This is a genomic window from Rhizobacter sp. Root404, assembly GCF_001425865.1.
In the GTDB taxonomy this organism is placed as follows: Bacteria; Pseudomonadota; Gammaproteobacteria; order Burkholderiales; family Burkholderiaceae_C; genus LMDS01.
Genome location: NZ_LMDS01000004.1, coordinates 945042 through 963387 on the forward strand (window position 1 = coordinate 945042; position 18346 = coordinate 963387).

An 18346-nucleotide genomic window follows, 5' to 3' on the forward strand; every position below is an offset into this window, starting at 1 on the left:
GGAGACACAGATGGCTTCCCCGCTCACGCTCGATCAACTGAACCGCGCCACGCCGGCCGAGTTCACCGCGGCCCTCGACGGCGTCTACGAACACTCGCCGTGGATCGCCGAGCAGGCCGCCGCGAAGCGCCCGTTCGCGACGCTGGCGCAGCTGAAGTACGCGCTCGTCACGGTGCTGCGCGGGGCCGGCGTCGACCGGCAGGTCGCGCTGATCCGCGCCCACCCGGAGCTGGCGGGCAAGGCGATGGTCGCGAAGACGCTGACCGCCGAATCCACCGGCGAACAGAGCCGCGCCGGCCTGACCGACTGCTCGCCGGCCGAGTTCGCGCGCATCCAGCACTTCAACGCGGCCTACAACGCCCGCTTCGGCTTCCCGTTCACGGTGGCGGTGCGCGGGCCCCGCGGCACCGGGCTGACGCGCGCCCAGATCATCGAGACCTTCGAGCGCCGGCTCGGGCACCACCCGGATTACGAGCGCGAGGAGTGCATCCGCAACATCCACCGCATCGCCGAGATCCGGCTGAACGACAAGTTCGGCGTCGAGCCGACACTGGGCAACCAGGCCTGGGACTGCGCCGAGATCCTCGCGCGCCACACCGACCCCGGCTACGCCGAGCGCGGCGAGCTCACCGTCACCTACCTGACCGACGCGCACCGCGCCTGCGCCGCGCAACTTCAGGCGTGGATGCGCGAGTGCGGCTTCGACGAGGTGACGATCGACGCGGTCGGCAACGTCGTCGGTGTCTACCACGGCACCGACCGCCAACGCCCGCGCCTGCTGACCGGCTCGCACTACGACACGGTGCGCAACGGCGGCCAATACGACGGGCGCCTCGGCATCTTCGTGCCGATGATCTGCGTGCGCGAACTGCACCGGGCGGGCAAGCGCCTGCCGTACGGCCTCGAGGTCGTCGGCTTCGCGGAGGAGGAAGGCCAGCGCTACAAGGCGACCTTCCTCGGCTCCGGCGCGCTCACCGGCCACTTCAACCCGGCCTGGCTCGACCAGCTCGACGCCGACGGCATCTCGATGCGCGACGCGATGCGCCACGCCGGCCTGCCCGCCACCCTGCCGGCGATCCGTGCGCTGCAGCGCGACCCGGCGCGCTACCAGGGTTTCGTCGAGGTCCACATCGAGCAGGGCCCGGTGCTGAATGCGCTCGACCTGCCGCTGGGCGTCGTCACCTCGATCAACGGCAGCGTGCGCTACCTCGGCGAGGTGATCGGCATGGCGAGCCACGCCGGCACCACGCCGATGGACTCGCGCCGCGACGCCGCCACCGCGGTCGCCGAGCTCGCGCTGTTCCTCGAGCGGCGCGCGGCCGAGCAGCCGAACCTGGTCGGCACGATGGGCATCCTGACCGTGCCGAACGGCTCGACCAACGTGGTGCCCGGCCGCTGCCAGTTCACGCTCGACATCCGCGCCACCACCGACGAAGTGCGCGACGCCTGCGGCGACGACACGCTGGCCGCGCTGCGGGCGATCTGCCACCGGCGTGGCCTCTCGTATTCGATCGAGGAGACGATGCGGGCCGCCGCCGCGCCCAGCGACCCGGCCTGGCAGCGGCGCTGGGAACGCGCGGTCGAGGCCGCCGGGCTCCCGGTCTTCCGCATGCCCAGCGGCGCCGGCCACGACGCGATGAAGCTGCACGAGACGATGCCGCAGGCGATGCTGTTCGTGCGCGGCCAGAACGCCGGCATCAGCCACAACCCGCTCGAATCGAGCACCAACGACGACATGCAGCTGGCGGTCGAGGCGTTCGCGCACCTGATGCAGCAGCTGACCGAAGGATGAACGACATGTACGAACAACTCGACGCGTGGATCGACGCGCATTTCGACGACGAAGTGAAGTTCCTGCAAGCCCTGGTGCAGGTGCCGACCGACACGCCGCCCGGCAACAACGCGCCGCACGCCGAGCGCACCGCGGAACTGCTGAAGGGCTTCGGCTTCGCGGCCGAGGCCTACCCCGTGCCCGAGGCGGACGTGCAAGCGTACGGCCTGACCTCGCTGACCAACCTGATCGTGCGCCGCCCCTACGCGGACGGCGGCCGCACCGTGGCGCTGAACGCGCACGGCGATGTCGTGCCGCCCGGCGAGGGCTGGACCCACGGCCCCTACAGCGGCGAGATCGTCGACGGCAAGCTCTACGGCCGCGCCTCGGCCGTCAGCAAGAGCGATTTCGCGACCTACACCTTCGCGGTGCGCGCGCTCGAATCGCTGCAGGCGCCGCTGAAGGGCGCGGTCGAGCTGCATTTCACCTACGACGAGGAATTCGGCGGCGAGCTCGGCCCCGGCTGGCTGCTGCGCAACAAGCTGACAAAGCCGGACCTGCTGCTCGCGGCGGGCTTCGCCTACCAGGTGGTCACCGCGCACAACGGCTGCCTGCAGATGGAAGTGACGGTGCACGGCAAGATGGCCCACGCCGCGATCCCCCACACCGGCGTCGATGCGCTGCAAGGCGCGGTCGCGATCCTGAACGCGCTGTACCACCAGAACACGCTCTACCAGCAGGTCACGTCGAAGGTCGAGGGCATCACCCACCCGTACCTGAACGTCGGCCGGATCGAGGGCGGCACCAACACCAACGTCGTGCCGGGCAAGGTCGTGCTCAGGCTCGATCGGCGGATGATCCCCGAGGAGAATCCGGCCGAGGTCGAGGCGACGATTCGCCAGGTGATCGCGGACGCGGCGGCCAGCCGCCCCGGCATTACCGTCGAGATCAAGCGCCTGCTGCTCGCCAACGCGATGCGCCCGCTGCCCGGCAACGAGCCGCTGGTCGCGGCCTTGCAGAAGCACGGCGAGGCCGTGTTCGGCGAGCCGATCCCGACCTCGGGCACGCCGCTCTACACCGACGTGCGGCTGTACTGCGAGCAGGGGATCCCGGCGGCGATCTACGGCGCCGGGCCGCGCACCGTGTTTGAGTCGAACGCAAAGCGCGCCGACGAGCACCTGGTGCTCGAGGACCTGCGGCGCGCGACCAAGGTGGTCGCGCGCACGCTGTTCGATCTGCTTTCGAGCCGCTGACGGCTCAGGCGACCGTCGACACCTTCGCGCGGCGGCGCGCGGCCCAGCCGACCGCGACCAAGCCGATGGCCATCAGCGCATACGTCTCGGGCTCCGGCACCGGCACGGTGGCGGCGAACATCGCGTTGGCGATCGCCAGGTGGGCGGCGGTCGTCGGGTGGATGCCGTCCCAGTAGGCGTACGTGCTGCAGTCGGCGCCGGCGACCGCGCCGCAGGCATCGGTGACGTTCGCCAGGCCGAACGCCCCCGGGTTCGCCGCCAGTTGGCCACCCAATCCGAACAGGTCGAAGGTGCTGACGCCGAGTTCGCCATTCAGCCGCGCCGCGAGCGCACCGTTCATCGCGCCTGCGAGGAACGACCCGAGCGAGGCGCCGCCGCCGGCCACCACCGCGGGCGCCAGGCCGAGGTTCGGGGCGTTCCAGACGACGATGTGCTGCGCGCCGGCCGCCTGCAGCTGGTCGACGATGAGGCCGATGTCGTTCGCGAAGCCGGCCGCCGCCGCGGCGATGGTCGTCGCCGCGTCCGCGCCACCGCCGATCGCGGTCAGCGCCGCGCGCGCGTTGTTGCCGCCGCCGGCGACGACGTACAGCGCGTCGGCCTGCGCGGTGCCGCCGCTGGTCGCCAGGTACTGCGACGTCTGGGTGCGCAGGCTGTACGGGAAGCCGCTCGGGTCCGGGCCGGTCGTCGCGCCGCCGAAAGCGTAGTCACCGCCGCCCGCGAGCGACGCCGTCAGCGGCACGCCCAGCAGGTTGGCGTAGTAGTTGGCCCAGACCGCGCCGTTGCTGTAGGTGCCCGAGGCATAGGGCTGCGCCGGCACATAGCCGTTGTTCGGGATCGCCTGCGCGGCGTTGATGCCGATCGCGAGGGCGTTGTTGCCGTCGTCGGACAGGCTGTCGCCGAACACGTAGAGCGCACTGAAGGGGCCGGCGTGTGCCGGCAGGCTCGCCAGCGTCGCCAGGGCGATGGCGCCGGCGGTGACCAGCCTGCGGAAGGAAGAGCGGTTCATGGGTCTCCTGACGAGGGGTTGTCGTTGTCGGCCCAAATTAGCACGCGCTCCCGGCGCCGCCATCGGGGCCGGCCCGCCGCTCCCCCCGAAGCCGGGGGGTGGTGCGGGCTGCGGGTTCGTCTCGGGGCGCGCACCTTCCGGGTGCGCACAGAATTTGCATGGTCCCCTGCCGTTGCCCGATTCACCCGCTGGAGCCCGCTTGAACCTCATCACCACCTCACCCCGCCGCGCCGTGTTCGCCACCCTCTCGTTCGCGCTCACGCTCGCCGTCCTGCCCGCCCGCGCGCAGGACGTGCCCGTCAAATTCCAGCTCGACTGGCGTTTCGAGGGCCCGGCCGCGCTGTTCCTGGTGCCGGAGGCCAAGGGCTACTTCAAGGCCGAGAAGCTGGCCGTGACGGTCGACGCCGGCAACGGCTCCGGCGGCACGGTGACGCGCGTCGCCTCCGGCGCCTACGACATGGGCTTCGCCGACCTGGCCGCGCTGATGGAGTTCCAGGCCAACAACCCGACCGCGCCGAAGCCGGTCGCGGTGATGATGGTCTACAACGACACGCCGGCCGCGGTGCTGGCGCTGAAGAAGTCCGGCATCAAGACCCCGGCCGACCTGAAGGGCAAGAAGCTCGGCGCGCCGGTGTTCGACGCCGGCCGCAAGGCCTGGCCGATCTTCGCGAAGGCCAACGGCATTGCCGACGTGACCTGGACCGCGATGGACCCGAGCCTGCGCGAGACGATGCTGGTGCGCGGCGACATCGACGCGATCACCGGCTTCTCGTTCACCTCGCTGCTCAACCTCGAGGCGCGCGGCGTCAAGACGGAGGACATCGTCGTGCTGCCGTATCCGAGCTTCGGTGTGAAGCTGTATGGCAACGCGATCATCGTCTCGGACGCCTTCCTGAAGAAGAACCCGGAGGCGGTGCGCGGCTTCCTGCGCGCGTTCACCAAGGGCATGAAGGACGTGATCGCGGACCCGAAGGCGGCAATCGCGACCGTCAAGGCGCGCGACGGCCTGGTCGACGTCGCGCTCGAGGAGCGCCGCCTGAAGCTCGCGCTCGATGCAACCGTGCTGACCCCGAACGCGAAGGCCGAGGGCTTCGGCAACATCTCGGCGCCGCGCCTGAGCCTGATGGGCAGCCAGGTGTCGGATGCATTCGCGACCAAGGCGCGGGTCGACAGCGCGACGATCTGGAACGGCGCGTTCCTGCCGCCCGCCGCGGATCGGGACATCTTCAAGGTCGCCAAGAAGTAAGCGCCGCGATGCCTGCGTTCGTCGATTTCTCCAAGGTCTGGCTGGCCTACAACGAGGACCTCCTCGCGCAGCAGCAATTCGCGGTCGAGGACATCTCGCTGACCGTCGAGCGCGGCGAGTTCATCGCGATCGTCGGGCCGTCGGGCTGCGGCAAGTCGACCTTCATGAAGCTCGCGACCGGGCTGAAGCGGCCGTCGCGGGGCCAGATCCTGATCGACGGGCGCGAAGTGAGCGGGCCGCTGAAGATCACCGGCATGGCGTTCCAGTCGTCGTCGCTGCTGCCGTGGCGGACGACGCTCGGCAACGTGCTGCTGCCGCTCGAGATCGTCGAGCCGTACCGATCGTCGTTCCGCGCCAGGCGGGCCGAGTACGAGGCGAAGGGCCGCCAGTTGCTGCAAAGCGTCGGCCTCGGCGGCTACGAGGACAAGTTTCCCTGGGAGCTGTCCGGCGGCATGCAGCAGCGCGCCTCGATCTGCCGCGCGCTGATCCACGAGCCGAAGATGCTGCTGCTCGACGAGCCGTTCGGCGCACTCGACGCCTTCACCCGCGAGGAGCTGTGGTGCATCCTGCGCGACCTGCAGGCGGTGCAGCAGTTCAACGTGATTCTGGTAACGCACGACCTGCGGGAAGCGGTGTTCCTGGCCGACACCGTCTATGTGATGAGCCGGTCGCCGGGGCGCATCGTCGCGAAGCGGGTGATCGAGCTGCCGCGGCCACGGGAACTCGAACTCACGTACACGAAGGAGTTCACCGACATCGTGCTCGAACTGCGCGAGCACATCGGGGCGATCCGCAAGCCTCTGTCTAAGGTGGCACCGGAGTTGGCCTCGTGAGCTGCGGCGCGTCGCGGCAGGCGGCACCCGGCAGAGGCTCTTCCACCGAAAAGCCCCGGTGCTCGCCGCAAAGGCGCGCCGACCGACGCACAACCGCCAACAAATGACCCGACAACAACAAGAACGCATCGCCCCCTGGGTGCTGCTCGTCATCGTGCTGATCCTGTGGGAGGCGATCTGCCGCGGCTTCGCGATCTCCGAATTCATCTTCCCGGCCCCGAGCGCCATCATCGCCAAGATCATCGAGCAGGGCCCGCTGATCGCCGGCCATGCCTGGCGCACGTTCTGGGTCACGATGGTCGGGTTCGGGATCTCGATCGTCGTCGGCGTGTTGCTGGGCTTCGTGATCGGCAGCTCGCGCATGGCATACGCGGCGATGTACCCGCTGATGACCGGGTTCAACGCGTTGCCGAAAGCGGCATTCGTACCGATCCTGGTGGTGTGGTTCGGCATCGGCGTCGGCCCAGCGGTGCTGACCGCGTTCCTGATCTCGTTCTTCCCGATCACGGTCAACATCGCGACCGGGCTGGCCACGCTCGAACCCGAGCTGGAGGACGTCCTGCGCGTGCTCGGCGCGCGACGCTGGGACGTGCTGATGAAGGTCGGCCTGCCACGCTCGATGCCGTATTTCTTCGCGTCGCTGAAGGTCGCGATCACGCTGGCGTTCGTCGGCACCACGGTGTCGGAGATGACCGCGGCGAACGAGGGCATCGGCTACCTGCTGATCTCGGCCGGCTCGTCGATGCAGATGGGGCTCGCGTTCGCCGGCCTGGTCGTCGTCGGCGCGATGGCGATGGCGATGTACGAGCTGTTCGCGGTGATCGAGAAGCGCACCACCGCCTGGGCGCACCGGGGCGCGCATTCCTGATGCAGACTTGAGGCTTCGCCAGCCCCGCCTCCACCCGTGAACCCCAACCGACCGGCTCCCCCGGGCATCGACCCCACGCCGCAGCAGATGCAACGTCACCTGCGCACCGCGAACGCGATCGCCCGCCGCGCGCTGGAGAACGGCCACCACCCGTTCGGCGCCGTGCTGGTCGGCCCCGACCACGAGACGGTGCTCAGCGAACAGGGCAACGTCGACTCGGTCAACCACGCCGAGGCGGTGCTCGCACGCATGGCCTCGAAGGCCTTCACGACCGAGGAGTTGTGGGGCTGCACGCTCTACACGACCGTCGAGCCGTGTTGCATGTGCGCCGGCACGCAGTATTGGGCACACATCGGCCGGCTGGTCTACGGCATGGACGAGCGCCGCCTGCTCGACTTCACCGGCAACCATCCCGAGAACGCCACGCTCGACCTGCCCTGCCGTGCCGTGTTCGCCGCCGGCCAGAAGGACATCCGCGTCTGGGGCCCGGTGCCCGAGGTCGAGGCCGAGATCGCCGCGCTGCACGTCACGTTCTGGCAGCGCGACGCGGCCGCCTGATGGCGCACTGGCAAGGCGCGCTGACGCTGGCCTATCGGCGCGACGAACTGCGGGGCGCGCCGCGCACCGTGCTCCACGACCGCCACGACGGCCCGCTGCGCGTGCTCGCGAGCCTGTATCCGGAAGGCGATTCGATCTGCCACAACGTGCTCGTGCACCCGCCCGGCGGGCTGGTGGGAGGCGATGCACTGACCATCACGTTGACGCTCGGCGACGACGCGCACGCGCTGATCACGACCCCGGGCGCGACCCGCTTCTACCGCAGCACCGGCGCCCCGGCGACCCAAGCCTTGCACGCCACCGTGGCAGCCGGTGCCCGCCTCGAGTGGCTGCCGCTCGAGACCATCGCCTACAGCGGCTGCATCGCCGAAAACCTGATGCGCTTCGATCTCGCGCCGGGGGCCGAGATGATCGGCTGGGACCTGCTCGCGCTCGGCCTGCCCAACGCCGACCAGCCGTTCGTGCGCGGCCGCTTCACGCAGTCGCTCGCGCTGCCCCGGCGCTGGCTGGAACGCGGCGTGATCGACGCGGCGGATTCGCTGCTGCTCGACTCGCCGCTCGGCTGGGCCGGGCATCGCGTGCTCGGCACGGTCTGGTTCGCCGCCGGCGGCGCGCTCGCCGCGCCGCGCCGCGAAGCGCTGCTCGAGGCCGCGCGCGCCGCCGCGTCGGCCGATCCGCTCGCGGCACATGCGGGCGCGACCGCCGTGCACGACGGCATCGTCGTGCTGCGCGTGCTCGCGCCGCGGGTGGAGCCGGCGATGACGCTGCTGACCCGCATCCGCGCGGCCTGGCGCGAGCTGGCCTGGCAGCTGCCGGCGACGACGCCGCGGGTCTGGCGCACCTGAACGGGATGTGATTTCGTGCGCGAACGGCGCACTCTGTTACCGGACGGCGCGCCCCGCCCCGCGCGGCCGCTCCCTAGACTTCCAGGCATGGACAAGCCCACCTCTTACGTCGTCCCCGGCGCACTCGCGCTGCTGCTGTGGAGCGCTGCGGCGGCACACGCCGCCCAGCCGTGCCGCATCGACGGGCGCCTGGTGATCCGCTCCACGCCATGCCCGGTGGTGAAGGCCGTCGCTCCGACGACCCGGCCCCCGGCGAGCGCGCTGGTGGCCGCGGCCGACGAGGCCGACGCCGACGCGCCGAAGAAGCGCACGATCGCCGAGATCATGCGCGAGCGCGAGGCCGACATCCGCCACCGCCCGGCCGCCGAACCCGTCCAGCGCGACGGCGCCAGCGTGCTGCGCGACCGGATGGGCGCGCTCTGACGCCCCGACCTCAGTCGTTCGCGAAGCTGTAGGGGCCGCCGCGCTCCAGCGCCTGCTTGTAGGCGGGGCGCGCGTGGATGCGCTTCAGGAAGGCCATCAGCTTCGGCCGCCTTGAATCAAGCCCGGCGCGCTGCGCCGCCGCCTCGACCGGAAAGCTCATCATGATGTCGGCGGCGCTGAACTCGGGGCCGGCGAACCACTCGCTGCGTCCGAGTTCCGCCTCCATGAAATCGAGCTGGCGCTTCAGGTTCGGCTCGACCATCGCGGCCAGCACCTTGTCCGAGATGCCGCGCGCGATCGGCTTCACGAAGAACGGCATCGGCGTGACCTTGATGCGCTCGAAGATCAGCTTCAGCAGCAGCGGCGGCATCGCCGACCCTTCGGCGAAATGCACCCAGTAGGTCCAGCGCCGCTTCTCGGGCGTCCCGGCGGCAGGCACCAGGCGGCCCTGGCCGTAGCGCTCAAGCAGGTACTCGACGATCGCGCCCGTCTCGGCCACGGTCACGTCGCCATCGGTGATCACCGGCGACTTGCCGAGCGGGTGCACCTTCAACAGCGAAGGTGGTGCGAGCATCGTCTTCGCGTCGCGTTCGTACTTCTGAATCTCGTACGGCACGCCAAGCTCCTCGAGCAGCCACAGCACGCGCTGCGAGCGCGAGTTGTTCAGGTGGTGGACGGTCAGCATGGGGCGAGGCACTCCGGTTTTCGACTGGTCGGGATTGTGACCGGGCCGCTGGTGCCGTGCCCGCGGTATTCTCGGCCCCCATGTATGCGCCCTTTTTCGGTCTGAAGCACGAGCCGTTCTCGATCGCGCCGGACCCGCGCTACCTGTTCATGAGCGAGCGCCATCGCGAGGCGCTGGCGCACCTGCTGTACGGCGTGAACGGCGGCGGCGGCTTCGTGCTGCTGAGCGGCGAGATCGGCGCGGGCAAGACCACGGTGTGCCGCTGCTTCCTCGAGCAGATCCCGCGGCGCACCAACGTCGCCTACATCTTCAATCCGAAGCTCACGGTGCCCGAGCTGCTGCAGTCGGTGTGCGAGGAGTTCGGCATCCCGAAGCCGGCGCCGGCGCACGGCGGGGAACCCACCGTCAAGGACTACCTCGATCCGCTCAACGAGTTCCTGCTCAAGACCCATGCGGTCGGGCAGAACAACGTGCTGATCATCGACGAGGCGCAGATGCTCTCGGCCGAAGTGCTGGAGCAGCTGCGCCTGCTGACCAACCTCGAGACCAACGAGCGCAAGCTGCTGCAGATCATCCTGATCGGCCAGCCCGAGCTGCGCGACCTGCTGGCCAGGCCGGAGCTCGAGCAGCTCGCGCAGCGCGTGATCGCGCGCTATCACCTCGGCGCACTGACCGAGGACGAGACCGAGCGCTACATCCGCCACCGCCTGTCGGTCGCCGGCATGACGGTGGCGATGCCGTTCGACGCCAAGTCGATGCAGCGCATCCACGAACTCTCGCGCGGCGTGCCGCGGCGCATCAACCTGCTGTGCGACCGCGCGCTGTTGGGCGCGTACGCCAGCGGCAAGGGCCAGGTCGACCGCGCGATCGTCGACAAGGCCGGCGCCGAGGTGTTCGACAAGGAGGGCGCCGGCCTGCGCGCCCACCTGCCCGCGAACCGGCGCCAGTTCTGGAACACGGCCGCGCTGGTCGGCGCCGGCGCGGCGGTGATCGCGCTGGTCGTGTCCTTCGGCTGGCCGCGCGGCGAGTCGACGGCCGTCACGGCCGCGCCGTCCGCATCGGCCGCCTCTGCCGCGGCGCGTCTCGCGACGGCCGGCGCCTCCGCGGCCGCCAGCGCGGCGCCGGCTGACGGCGCGGCCCAGGGGTTCCTGACCGCCGCGGAATTGCCGCAACGATTCAAGACCCTGACTCGCGACGAGCGCGACGCCTGGCGGCAGCTGGCGCCCGCCTGGAAAGTCACGCTCGAGGACGGCGAGCCGTGCACGGTGGCGCAGCGCAGCCAGCTGCAGTGTTTCCGCAGCGCGAACAGCACGCTCGCGCTGATCCGCCAGCTCGATCGCCCCGGCATCGTGACGTTGCGCGACGAGACCGACCGCCCCGTGTATGCGCTGCTGACCGGCCTGGGCAACGACACCGCGACGCTGCGCATCGGCGAGACCGCCCAGACGATCAAGCTGGTTTCGCTGGCCAGCCTGTGGCGCGGCGATTTCGCGACCTTCTGGCGCGTGCCGGCCGGCATGACCGGCAAGGTCATCGACGCCGGTTCCGGCGCGCCGGCCGCCGGCGTCGCGCGTCAGCTCGCGGCGCTCAACGGCCTGCCGGTCGCGGCCAGCGATTCGGAGTGGAAGTCGCAGGTCTCCGCCTTCCAGCTCGCCCAGGGCCTCAAGGCCGACGGCATCGCCGGTCCGACCACCTTCATGCAGCTCAACCGCGCGACCGGCGTCGACGAACCGCGCCTGCGCGGCGCCGCCCCGACGCCCTGAGGATCACCCGCCATGTCCTACATCCTCGATGCGCTGCGCAAGGCCGATGCCGAGCGCGAACGCGGCCACGTGCCGGGCATCCATGCGCAGCCGGCGTTCGGCGGTCCGGCGCCGGCACCGGCGCGTGCCGCTGCGACGCCGTGGGGCTGGATCGGCGCGGGCGTCGTGATCGCGGTGCTGCTCGCCGCGCTGGCGTGGTCGCTGCTGCGTGGCGCGCCGCGCGAGGCGGTAGCGCAGGCGCCGGTGGGTCCGGCCATGGCCCCGACGCCGAGCGCGGTCGCGCCCACGGCAACGCCCTCACCCGCGCCGACCATGGCCGCCGCGCCTGCGCCGGCGGCAGTCACCCAGACGGCACCCGCACCTGCCGCACCGGCACTGGCCAAGCCCGCGCCAGCCCCGGCGCCGGTGGCGCGCGCACCGAAGCCGGCGATGACCAGGCCGTCACCCGCCGCCCCTGCAGCGGCGGAGACGGGCGCAGCCCAGGCAGCACCTGCCGCCGCGACGGCGGCGTCGGCCAACCGCGTCTATGCGGTCAACGAGCTGCCGGACGACATCCGCCGCCAGCTGCCGGTGATCACGGTGGGCGGCTCGATGTATTCATCAACGCCGGGCAACCGCATCCTGATCGTGAACGGCCAAGTGCTGCACGAGGGTGACCGGATCGGGCCGGAGCTGGTGCTGAGCCAGATCAAGGTCAAGGCTGCGGTGCTCGCGTTCCGCGGCTACCGCTACGAGATCGCGTTCTGAGCGGCCGCGCTCAGATCGACATCAGCGCGCGCACGCCCTCGGCTTCCATGTCGGCGCCGCGGCCGCGCTGGATGATCTCGCCGCGCTCCATCACGATGTACTGGTCGGCGAGTTCGGCGGCGAAGTCGTAGAACTGCTCGACCAGCACGATCGCCATCTTCTGCCCGCCGCTCATGCCGCGGTCGGCGAGCATGCGGATCACGCGGCCGATGTCCTTGATGATCGACGGCTGGATGCCCTCGGTCGGTTCGTCGAGGATCAGCAGCTTCGGCCCCGCGGCCAGCGCCCGAGCGAACGCCAGCTGCTGCTGCTGGCCGCCGGAGAGGTCACCACCGCGCCGGTTGATCATCTGCTTGAGCACCGGGAACAGCTCGAACAGTTCGGGCGGAATCGGCGTCGAGCCGCTCTTGTAGGCCAGCCCCATGCGCAGGTTCTCCTGCACCGTCAGCCGCCCGAAGATCTCGCGGCCCTGCGGCACGTAGCCCACGCCCTTGCGGACGCGCTCGTACGGCGTGTCCTTGGTGATCGGGGCGCCGTCGAGCGTGATGGTGCCGGTCTTGACGGGCACCACGCCCATCATGCTTTTCAGCAACGTCGTCTTGCCGACGCCGTTGCGGCCCAGGATCACGGTGACTTCGCCGACCTTCGCTTCCATGCTCAGGTTGCGCAGGATGTGCGAGCCGCCGTAGTACTGGTTGACGCCTTCGACTTTCAGCATGTTCGTTCCACTCTTTCGGTCGGAGCGGCTCAGGCGCGCCCGGGTGGGCTGCACCGCGCCACGGAGGCGGTCATCGCTTCGCGATGACTGCTCTGCGCTGCTCGGTCGCGTGGCCTCGTCGCCAACTCACTGCGCTCACTTCGTTCGCTGCGTTCAAACATGCGCGACGAAGTCAGAGGACGAAGCGCGCTGCGCGCGCGGCCACACGCCCTGCGCTGCTCGACGCCTCCCACGCGCGGCGCAGCCCACCCGGCCGCGCCTTCGCTCATAGGTGGAAGCTCTTCCCCGAACAAGCTCAGGTGGTGGTCATCGCGGCAGGCGGCGCCCGGCAGGGGCGATTTGGGTGGCGGTGAGGAGCGCAGCTTCGGGGCCGGCGCGCGCAGCGCGCTCGTCAACTGACTTCCGAGCGCCTGTCTGAACGGAGCGAACGCAGTGAGCGCAGTGAGTTGGCGAGGACGGCCCCGGAGCGAGCACCGCAACGAAGTCGGCGCGCAGCGCCGACCGCCACCGGATGAGCCCCTGCCGGGTGCCGCCTGCCGCGACGCGCTCGACCGCGCCACCCTCGACCGCGACAACTCAGCGCCCAAGATAGACCTCGACCACCTTCTCGTTCGCCTGAACCTCCGACAGCAACCCCTCCGCCAGAACGCTGCCTTCATGCAACACGGTCACCTTCTTCCCGTTGCGACCGTTCTGAGTGAGTTCACCGATGAACTTCATGTCGTGCTCGACGACCACCAGCGAGTGGCTTCCTTCGAGAGAAAGGAACAGTTCAGCGGTGCGCTCGGTCTCCTCATCGGTCATCCCCGCGACAGGCTCGTCGAGCAGCAGCAGCTTCGGGTCCTGCATCAGCAGCATGCCGATCTCCAGCCACTGCTTCTGGCCGTGGGACAGCAATCCAGCGACCCGCTGCGCGCTGTCCTTCAGGTGGATCAGCGTCAGCATCGCGCCGATCCGGTCGAGCTGCTCGCCGTTGAGACGGAAGAACATCGACGCGCGCACGCCGCGGTCGGCCTTCAACGCGAGCTCGAGGTTCTCGAACACGGTGAGGTACTCGAACACCGTCGGCTTCTGGAACTTGCGGCCGATGCCGATCGACGCGATCTCGTTCTCGCGCAGGCGCAGCAGGTCGATGGTCGAGCCGAAGAAGGCCTTGCCCAGATCGGGCCGGGTCTTGCCGGTGATCACGTCCATCATCGTCGTCTTGCCGGCGCCGTTCGGGCCGATGATGCAGCGCATCTCGCCGGCGCTGATCGACAGGCTCAGCGCGTTCAGCGCCTTGAAGCCGTCGAAGCTCACGGTGATGTCGTCGAGGTACAGGATCGCGCCGTGCGTGACGTCGAGCTCGCCGGTCGCGATGCGCCCGTAGCTGGTCTCGCGGCCGCCCGACTCGGTGCTGGTCGGCACCGGCCGGCCCTCGTGGATCGCCTTCGCGCGCGCGCCAGCGGCCATCAGTTCGGGCGTCATGCGTTGTCCTTCTTGCGGCGCAGCAGGCCGATGATTCCCTGCGGCAGGAAGATCGTCACCAGAATGAACAACAGCCCGAGGAAGTACAGCCAGAACTCCGGGAACGCCTGCGTGAACCAGCTCTTCGCGCCGTTGACGAAGAACGCGCCGACGATCGGCCCGATCAGCGTGCCGCGGCCACCGACCGCGGCCCAGATCGCGATCTCGATCGACGCCGCCGGCGACATCTCGCCCGGGTTGATGATGCCGACCTGCGGCACGTACAGCGCGCCGGCGATGCCGCACATCACCGCCGAGATCACCCAGATCGCGAGCTTGTAGCGCAGCGGGTCGTAGCCGGTGAACATCACCCGGGTCTCGGCGTCGCGGATCGCCTGCAACACGCGGCCGAACTTGCTGTTCACCAGCCAGCGGGCGAGCAGGAAGAACACGATCAGCGTCATGCCGGTGATCACGAACAGCAGCATGCGCATGCTCGGCGTCGCGATCGGCACGCCGAGGATGCGCTTGAAGTCGGTGAAGCCGTTGTTGCCGCCGAAGCCGGTCTCGTTGCGGAAGAACAGCAGCATCGCCGCGTAGGTCATCGCCTGCGTGATGATCGAGAAGTACACACCCTTGATCCGCGAGCGGAACGCGAAGTAGCCGAACACGAAGGCCAGCACGCCCGGCACCAGCACCACCAGCAGCATCTGCGCGACGAACGAATCGCTGAGGGCCCAGGTCCACGGGAAGGTCTTCCAGTTCAGGAACACCATGAAGTCCGGCATGTCCATGCGGTACTGGCCATCGCGGCCGATCTGGCGCATCAGGTACATGCCCATCGCGTAGCCGCCGAGCGCGAAGAACACGCCGTGGCCGAGCGACAGGATGCCGGTGTAGCCCCAGATCAGGTCCATCGCCAGCGCGCAGATCGCGTAGCACATGATCTTGGCGATCAGCTGCACCGCGTACTCGGACAGGTGGAACGCATTGCCCGCCGGCACCACCAGGTTCAGCACCGGCACCAGCACCGCGACGACGACGATCGCCGCCAGCACGCCGCTCCAGGCCTTGCCGGTCAGCAACCCGCGCGGCGGGCCGGCGACGGGCATCGGGGTGGACAGGACAGCGCTCATGCTTCGGCACTCCGGCCCTTCATCGCGAAGATGCCCTGCGGCCGCTTCTGGATGAAGATCACGATGAAGACCAGCACCATGATCTTCGCGAGCACCGCGCCCTGCCAGCCTTCGAGCAGCTTGTTCAGCACGCCCAGGCCCACGGCCGCGTAGACCGTGCCGGCGAGCTGGCCCACGCCGCCGAGCACGACGACCATGAACGAGTCGACGATGTAGCCCTGCCCGAGGTCCGGCCCCACGTTGCCGACCTGCGACAGCGCGCAGCCGGCGAGGCCCGCGATGCCGGAGCCGAGCGCGAACGCGTAGGTGTCGATGCGCGCGGTGTTGACGCCCATGCAGGCCGCCATCTTGCGGTTCTGCGTCACGCCGCGCACGAACAGGCCGAGGCGGGTGCGGGCGATCATCAACGAGACGCCGAGCAGCACCAGCACCGCGAACCCGATGATCGCGATGCGGTTGAACGGCAACGTGAGGTTGCTCATCACGTCGACGCCGCCTGACAGCCACGCCGGGTTCTCGACCGGCACGTTCTGCGCGCCGAACAGCGAGCGCACGCCCTGCTGCAGCACCAGGCTGATGCCCCAGGTGGCGAGCAGCGTCTCGAGCGGGCGGCCATACAGCCAGCGGATCACGCTGCGCTCCAGCGCCGCGCCGACCAGCGCCGCGGCGAGGAACGACGCGGGAACCGCCAGCAGCACGTAGTAGTCGAACGCGCCGGGCAGAAGGGTCTTGAACAGGTTCTGCACCACGTAGGTCGCGTAGGCGCCGATCATCATCAGCTCGCCGTGCGCCATGTTGATCACGCCCATCAGGCCGTAGGTGATCGCCAGGCCGAGCGCCACCAGCAGCAGGATCGAGCTGAGGCTGATGCCGGTGAAGATCACGCCGAGCCGCTCGCCCCACGCGAGGCGGCCTTCGATCTGGTCCAGCGACGCGACGATCGCGCCCTTCACGGCGGCCTCGGTCTCGACCTTCTGGCGTTCGATCAGCAGCGTCTTGGTGGCGGGCGTGCCGGTGGCGCCGAGCGCCTTCGCGGCGTCGAGGCGCTTGGCGGCATCGGCGCTGCCGAGCAGCATCGCCGAGCGCACTGCGGCGAGCGCGGCCTTGATGGCCGGCACCGTCTCGGCGGCGTAGGCCTTCTCGACGATGGCCAGCTTGGCCTCGTCGGGCTCGCCGGCGAGCGTCTTGACCGCCTCGGCGCGCACCTTGACGTCGGCCGAGAACAGCTTGATGGACGCGAGCGCGGCATCGAGCTCGCTGCGCATCTGGTTGTTGTTGACGACATCCTCGGCCGCCTCGGGCACCGGCACTTCCGCACCGGTGACCGGGTCCCGGCCCTTGTCGTCCTTGATCACGAACACGGCGGTGTCGGTGAACTTGACCGCGTCGTCGGACAGGGCCTGGATCAGCGCGACGGTCTTCTCGTCCGCGCCGTCCAGCACCTTGTTCAACGCCGCGATCCGGTCCTCCGTCTCGCCGACCGCGAGCGCGCGCGCCTGCTGCGGCGTGAGGGCCAGCGCCGGGCCGCCGGACAGCACGGCACACAGCAAGGTTCCCCACAGCAGCAACAGACGGCGCGTCATCACGTGGCCCTTACTTCTTCGCCATCAGCGCGGGCTCGTCCTTCTTGCCCTTGTTCTCGGGGATGAACGGGCTCCACGGCTGGGCCTTGACCGGGCCCGGCGTCTTCCACACCACGTTGAACTGGCCGTCGGCCTTGATCTCGCCGATGAACACCGACTTGTGCAGGTGGTGGTTCTTCTCGTCCATCTTCGAGGTGATGCCGCTCGGCGCTGCGAAAGTCTGGCCGGCCATCGCCGCGATGACCTTGTCGGTGTCGGTCGAGCCGGCCTTCTTGACCGCCTGCGCCCACATGTTGATGCCGATGTAGGTGGCTTCCATCGGGTCGTTGGTCAGCGGCTTGTCCTTGTGGCCGGCGATGCCCTTGGCCTTGGCGTAGTCGCTCCACTTCTTGATGAACGCGGTGTTGGCCGGGCTCTTGATCGTCATGAAGTAGTTCCACGCCGCCAGGTGGCCGACCAGCGGCTTGGTGTCGACGCCGCGCAGCTCTTCCTCGCCGACCGAGAAGGCGACGACCGGCACATCCTTGGCCTTCAGGCCGGCGTTGCCGAGTTCCTTGTAGAACGGCACGTTCGAGTCGCCGTTGATCGTCGAGACCACCGCGGTCTTGCCGCCGGCCGCGAACTTCTTGATGTCGGCGACGATGGTCTGGTAGTCGGCGTGGCCGAACGGGGTGTACTTCTCGTCGATGTCCTCGTCCTTCACGCCCTTGCTCTTCAGGAAGGCACGCAGGATCTTGTTGGTCGTGCGCGGGTAGACGTAGTCGGTGCCGAGCAGCACCCAGCGCTTGGCGCCGCCGCCGGCCTTGCTCATCAGGTACTCGACGGCGGGGATGGCCTGCTGGTTCGGTGCCGCGCCGGTGTAGAAGACGTTCTTCGAGAGCTCTTCACCCTCGTACTGGACCGGGTAGAACAGCAGGCTGTTCATCTCCTCGTAGACCGGCAGCACCGACTTGCGCGACACGCTGGTCCAGCAGCCGAAGGTCACGACGACCTTGTCCTGCCCGATCAGCTGCTTGGCCTTCTCGGCGAACAGCGGCCAGTTGGAGGCCGGATCGACGACGACCGCCTCGAGCTTCTTGCCGAGCAGGCCGCCCTTGGCGTTGATCTCGTCGATCGCCATCAGCGCGGTGTCCTTCAACACCGTCTCGGAGATGGCCATCGTGCCGGACAGCGAGTGCAGCACGCCGACCTTGATGGTGTCGGCGGCGCTGGCGAGTGAGCTGAAGCCCAGGGCAGCGACGCCCAGAGCGACAGCCGTGAGGGTCTTGCCGGCTTGGCGGCGGGATGTGTTCATGGATTCACGCTCCTGAAGGTTTCGGTTGGACGGGGTCGGGACCCGCAAGCGGCAAGGCCATGCTGCGTTGCGTCAAACGCAGGTTACGAAGACTCGAACCGACGAGGAATACGCCCGATGGCGTACAAGCGATCGCGGTCGTTGTCCTACACCGGCGCAAAGAGGCGGTGA

General features: G+C 69.4%; 17 protein-coding genes. 10 read left to right on the forward strand and 7 right to left on the reverse strand.

Translation table 11 applies throughout. The features are described from left to right. Window positions 1–10: 10 nt before the first annotated feature. The gene (gene uraD, locus ASC76_RS09030; RefSeq protein WP_056464975.1) at window positions 11–1792 is read left to right on the forward strand and encodes a 2-oxo-4-hydroxy-4-carboxy-5-ureidoimidazoline decarboxylase; all 1782 of its coding nucleotides are present in this window, start codon (window positions 11–13) and stop codon (window positions 1790–1792) included. 5 nt (window positions 1793–1797) lie between these two features. After that, a complete protein-coding gene (locus ASC76_RS09035) occupies window positions 1798–3024 on the forward strand; it encodes a M20/M25/M40 family metallo-hydrolase (RefSeq protein ID WP_371262099.1) in 1227 nt (408 codons plus the stop codon). A 4-nt stretch (window positions 3025–3028) separates the two neighbouring features. Here ASC76_RS09035 and ASC76_RS09040 read toward each other — a convergent pair whose 3' ends face one another. Then, complete coding sequence (locus ASC76_RS09040) at window positions 3029–4030, reverse strand: SGNH/GDSL hydrolase family protein (RefSeq protein WP_056464977.1); 1002 nt, start codon at window positions 4028–4030, stop codon at window positions 3029–3031. A 271-nt stretch (window positions 4031–4301) separates the two neighbouring features. On the opposite strand from ASC76_RS09040, the gene ASC76_RS09045 reads away from it, so the two are divergent. The 6 genes from ASC76_RS09045 to ASC76_RS09070 all read left to right on the forward strand — a co-directional run bounded on the left by ASC76_RS09045 (window position 4302) and on the right by ASC76_RS09070 (window position 8803). Continuing rightward, window positions 4302–5276 (forward strand): ABC transporter substrate-binding protein, encoded by a 975-nt coding sequence (locus ASC76_RS09045; protein WP_235580451.1) that lies wholly within the window; start codon window positions 4302–4304, stop codon window positions 5274–5276. Window positions 5277–5284: 8 nt separating this feature from the next. Next, a complete protein-coding gene (locus tag ASC76_RS09050) occupies window positions 5285–6109 on the forward strand; it encodes an ABC transporter ATP-binding protein (RefSeq protein WP_056464978.1) in 825 nt (274 codons plus the stop codon). A 103-nt stretch (window positions 6110–6212) separates the two neighbouring features. Then, window positions 6213–6977 carry an ABC transporter permease gene (locus tag ASC76_RS09055; RefSeq protein ID WP_056467169.1) on the forward strand — a complete coding sequence of 255 codons (765 nt, stop codon included), beginning with the start codon at window positions 6213–6215 and terminating at the stop codon, window positions 6975–6977. An 87-nt stretch (window positions 6978–7064) separates the two neighbouring features. Further along, window positions 7065–7535 (forward strand): nucleoside deaminase, encoded by a 471-nt coding sequence (locus tag ASC76_RS09060; protein ID WP_056464979.1) that lies wholly within the window; start codon window positions 7065–7067, stop codon window positions 7533–7535. Next, window positions 7535–8380 carry an urease accessory protein UreD gene (locus tag ASC76_RS09065; protein ID WP_056464980.1) on the forward strand — a complete coding sequence of 282 codons (846 nt, stop codon included), beginning with the start codon at window positions 7535–7537 and terminating at the stop codon, window positions 8378–8380. The genes ASC76_RS09060 and ASC76_RS09065 overlap by 1 nt, the downstream gene beginning before the upstream one ends. A gap of 87 nt (window positions 8381–8467) precedes the next feature. Next, window positions 8468–8803: a hypothetical protein gene (locus ASC76_RS09070; RefSeq protein WP_056464981.1), complete on the forward strand. Its 336-nt coding sequence runs from the start codon at window positions 8468–8470 to the stop codon at window positions 8801–8803. 10 nt (window positions 8804–8813) lie between these two features. Here ASC76_RS09070 and ASC76_RS09075 read toward each other — a convergent pair whose 3' ends face one another. After that, complete coding sequence (locus ASC76_RS09075) at window positions 8814–9488, reverse strand: glutathione S-transferase family protein (RefSeq protein WP_056464982.1); 675 nt, start codon at window positions 9486–9488, stop codon at window positions 8814–8816. An 80-nt stretch (window positions 9489–9568) separates the two neighbouring features. Between ASC76_RS09075 and ASC76_RS09080 the strand changes: the two genes are divergently transcribed. Together ASC76_RS09080 and ASC76_RS09085 are read left to right on the forward strand one after the other, a co-directional pair. Next, window positions 9569–11251, forward strand: a complete 1683-nt coding sequence (locus ASC76_RS09080; RefSeq protein ID WP_056464983.1) for an ExeA family protein — start codon at window positions 9569–9571, stop codon at window positions 11249–11251. A 12-nt stretch (window positions 11252–11263) separates the two neighbouring features. Beyond that, on the forward strand, window positions 11264–11998 hold the full coding sequence (locus ASC76_RS09085; RefSeq protein WP_056464984.1) for a general secretion pathway protein GspB: 735 nt from the start codon (window positions 11264–11266) through the stop codon (window positions 11996–11998). A 10-nt stretch (window positions 11999–12008) separates the two neighbouring features. Here the strand turns inward: ASC76_RS09085 and urtE are convergent, their stop codons facing one another. The 5 genes from urtE to urtA all read right to left on the reverse strand — a co-directional run bounded on the left by urtE (window position 12009) and on the right by urtA (window position 18175). Beyond that, the gene (urtE, locus tag ASC76_RS09090; RefSeq protein ID WP_056464985.1) at window positions 12009–12716 is read right to left on the reverse strand and encodes an urea ABC transporter ATP-binding subunit UrtE; all 708 of its coding nucleotides are present in this window, start codon (window positions 12714–12716) and stop codon (window positions 12009–12011) included. Window positions 12717–13292: 576 nt separating this feature from the next. Continuing rightward, window positions 13293–14183 carry an urea ABC transporter ATP-binding protein UrtD gene (gene urtD / locus ASC76_RS09095; protein WP_056464986.1) on the reverse strand — a complete coding sequence of 297 codons (891 nt, stop codon included), beginning with the start codon at window positions 14181–14183 and terminating at the stop codon, window positions 13293–13295. Then, window positions 14180–15298 (reverse strand): urea ABC transporter permease subunit UrtC, encoded by a 1119-nt coding sequence (gene urtC, locus ASC76_RS09100; RefSeq protein WP_056464987.1) that lies wholly within the window; start codon window positions 15296–15298, stop codon window positions 14180–14182. Before urtC ends, urtD begins: the two co-directional genes overlap by 4 nt. Further along, a complete protein-coding gene (gene urtB / locus ASC76_RS09105; RefSeq protein ID WP_082548949.1) occupies window positions 15295–16881 on the reverse strand; it encodes an urea ABC transporter permease subunit UrtB in 1587 nt (528 codons plus the stop codon). The genes urtC and urtB overlap by 4 nt, the downstream gene beginning before the upstream one ends. A 10-nt stretch (window positions 16882–16891) precedes the next feature. Then, window positions 16892–18175, reverse strand: a complete 1284-nt coding sequence (urtA, locus tag ASC76_RS09110) for an urea ABC transporter substrate-binding protein (protein WP_056464988.1) — start codon at window positions 18173–18175, stop codon at window positions 16892–16894. Window positions 18176–18346: the final 171 nt, after the last annotated feature.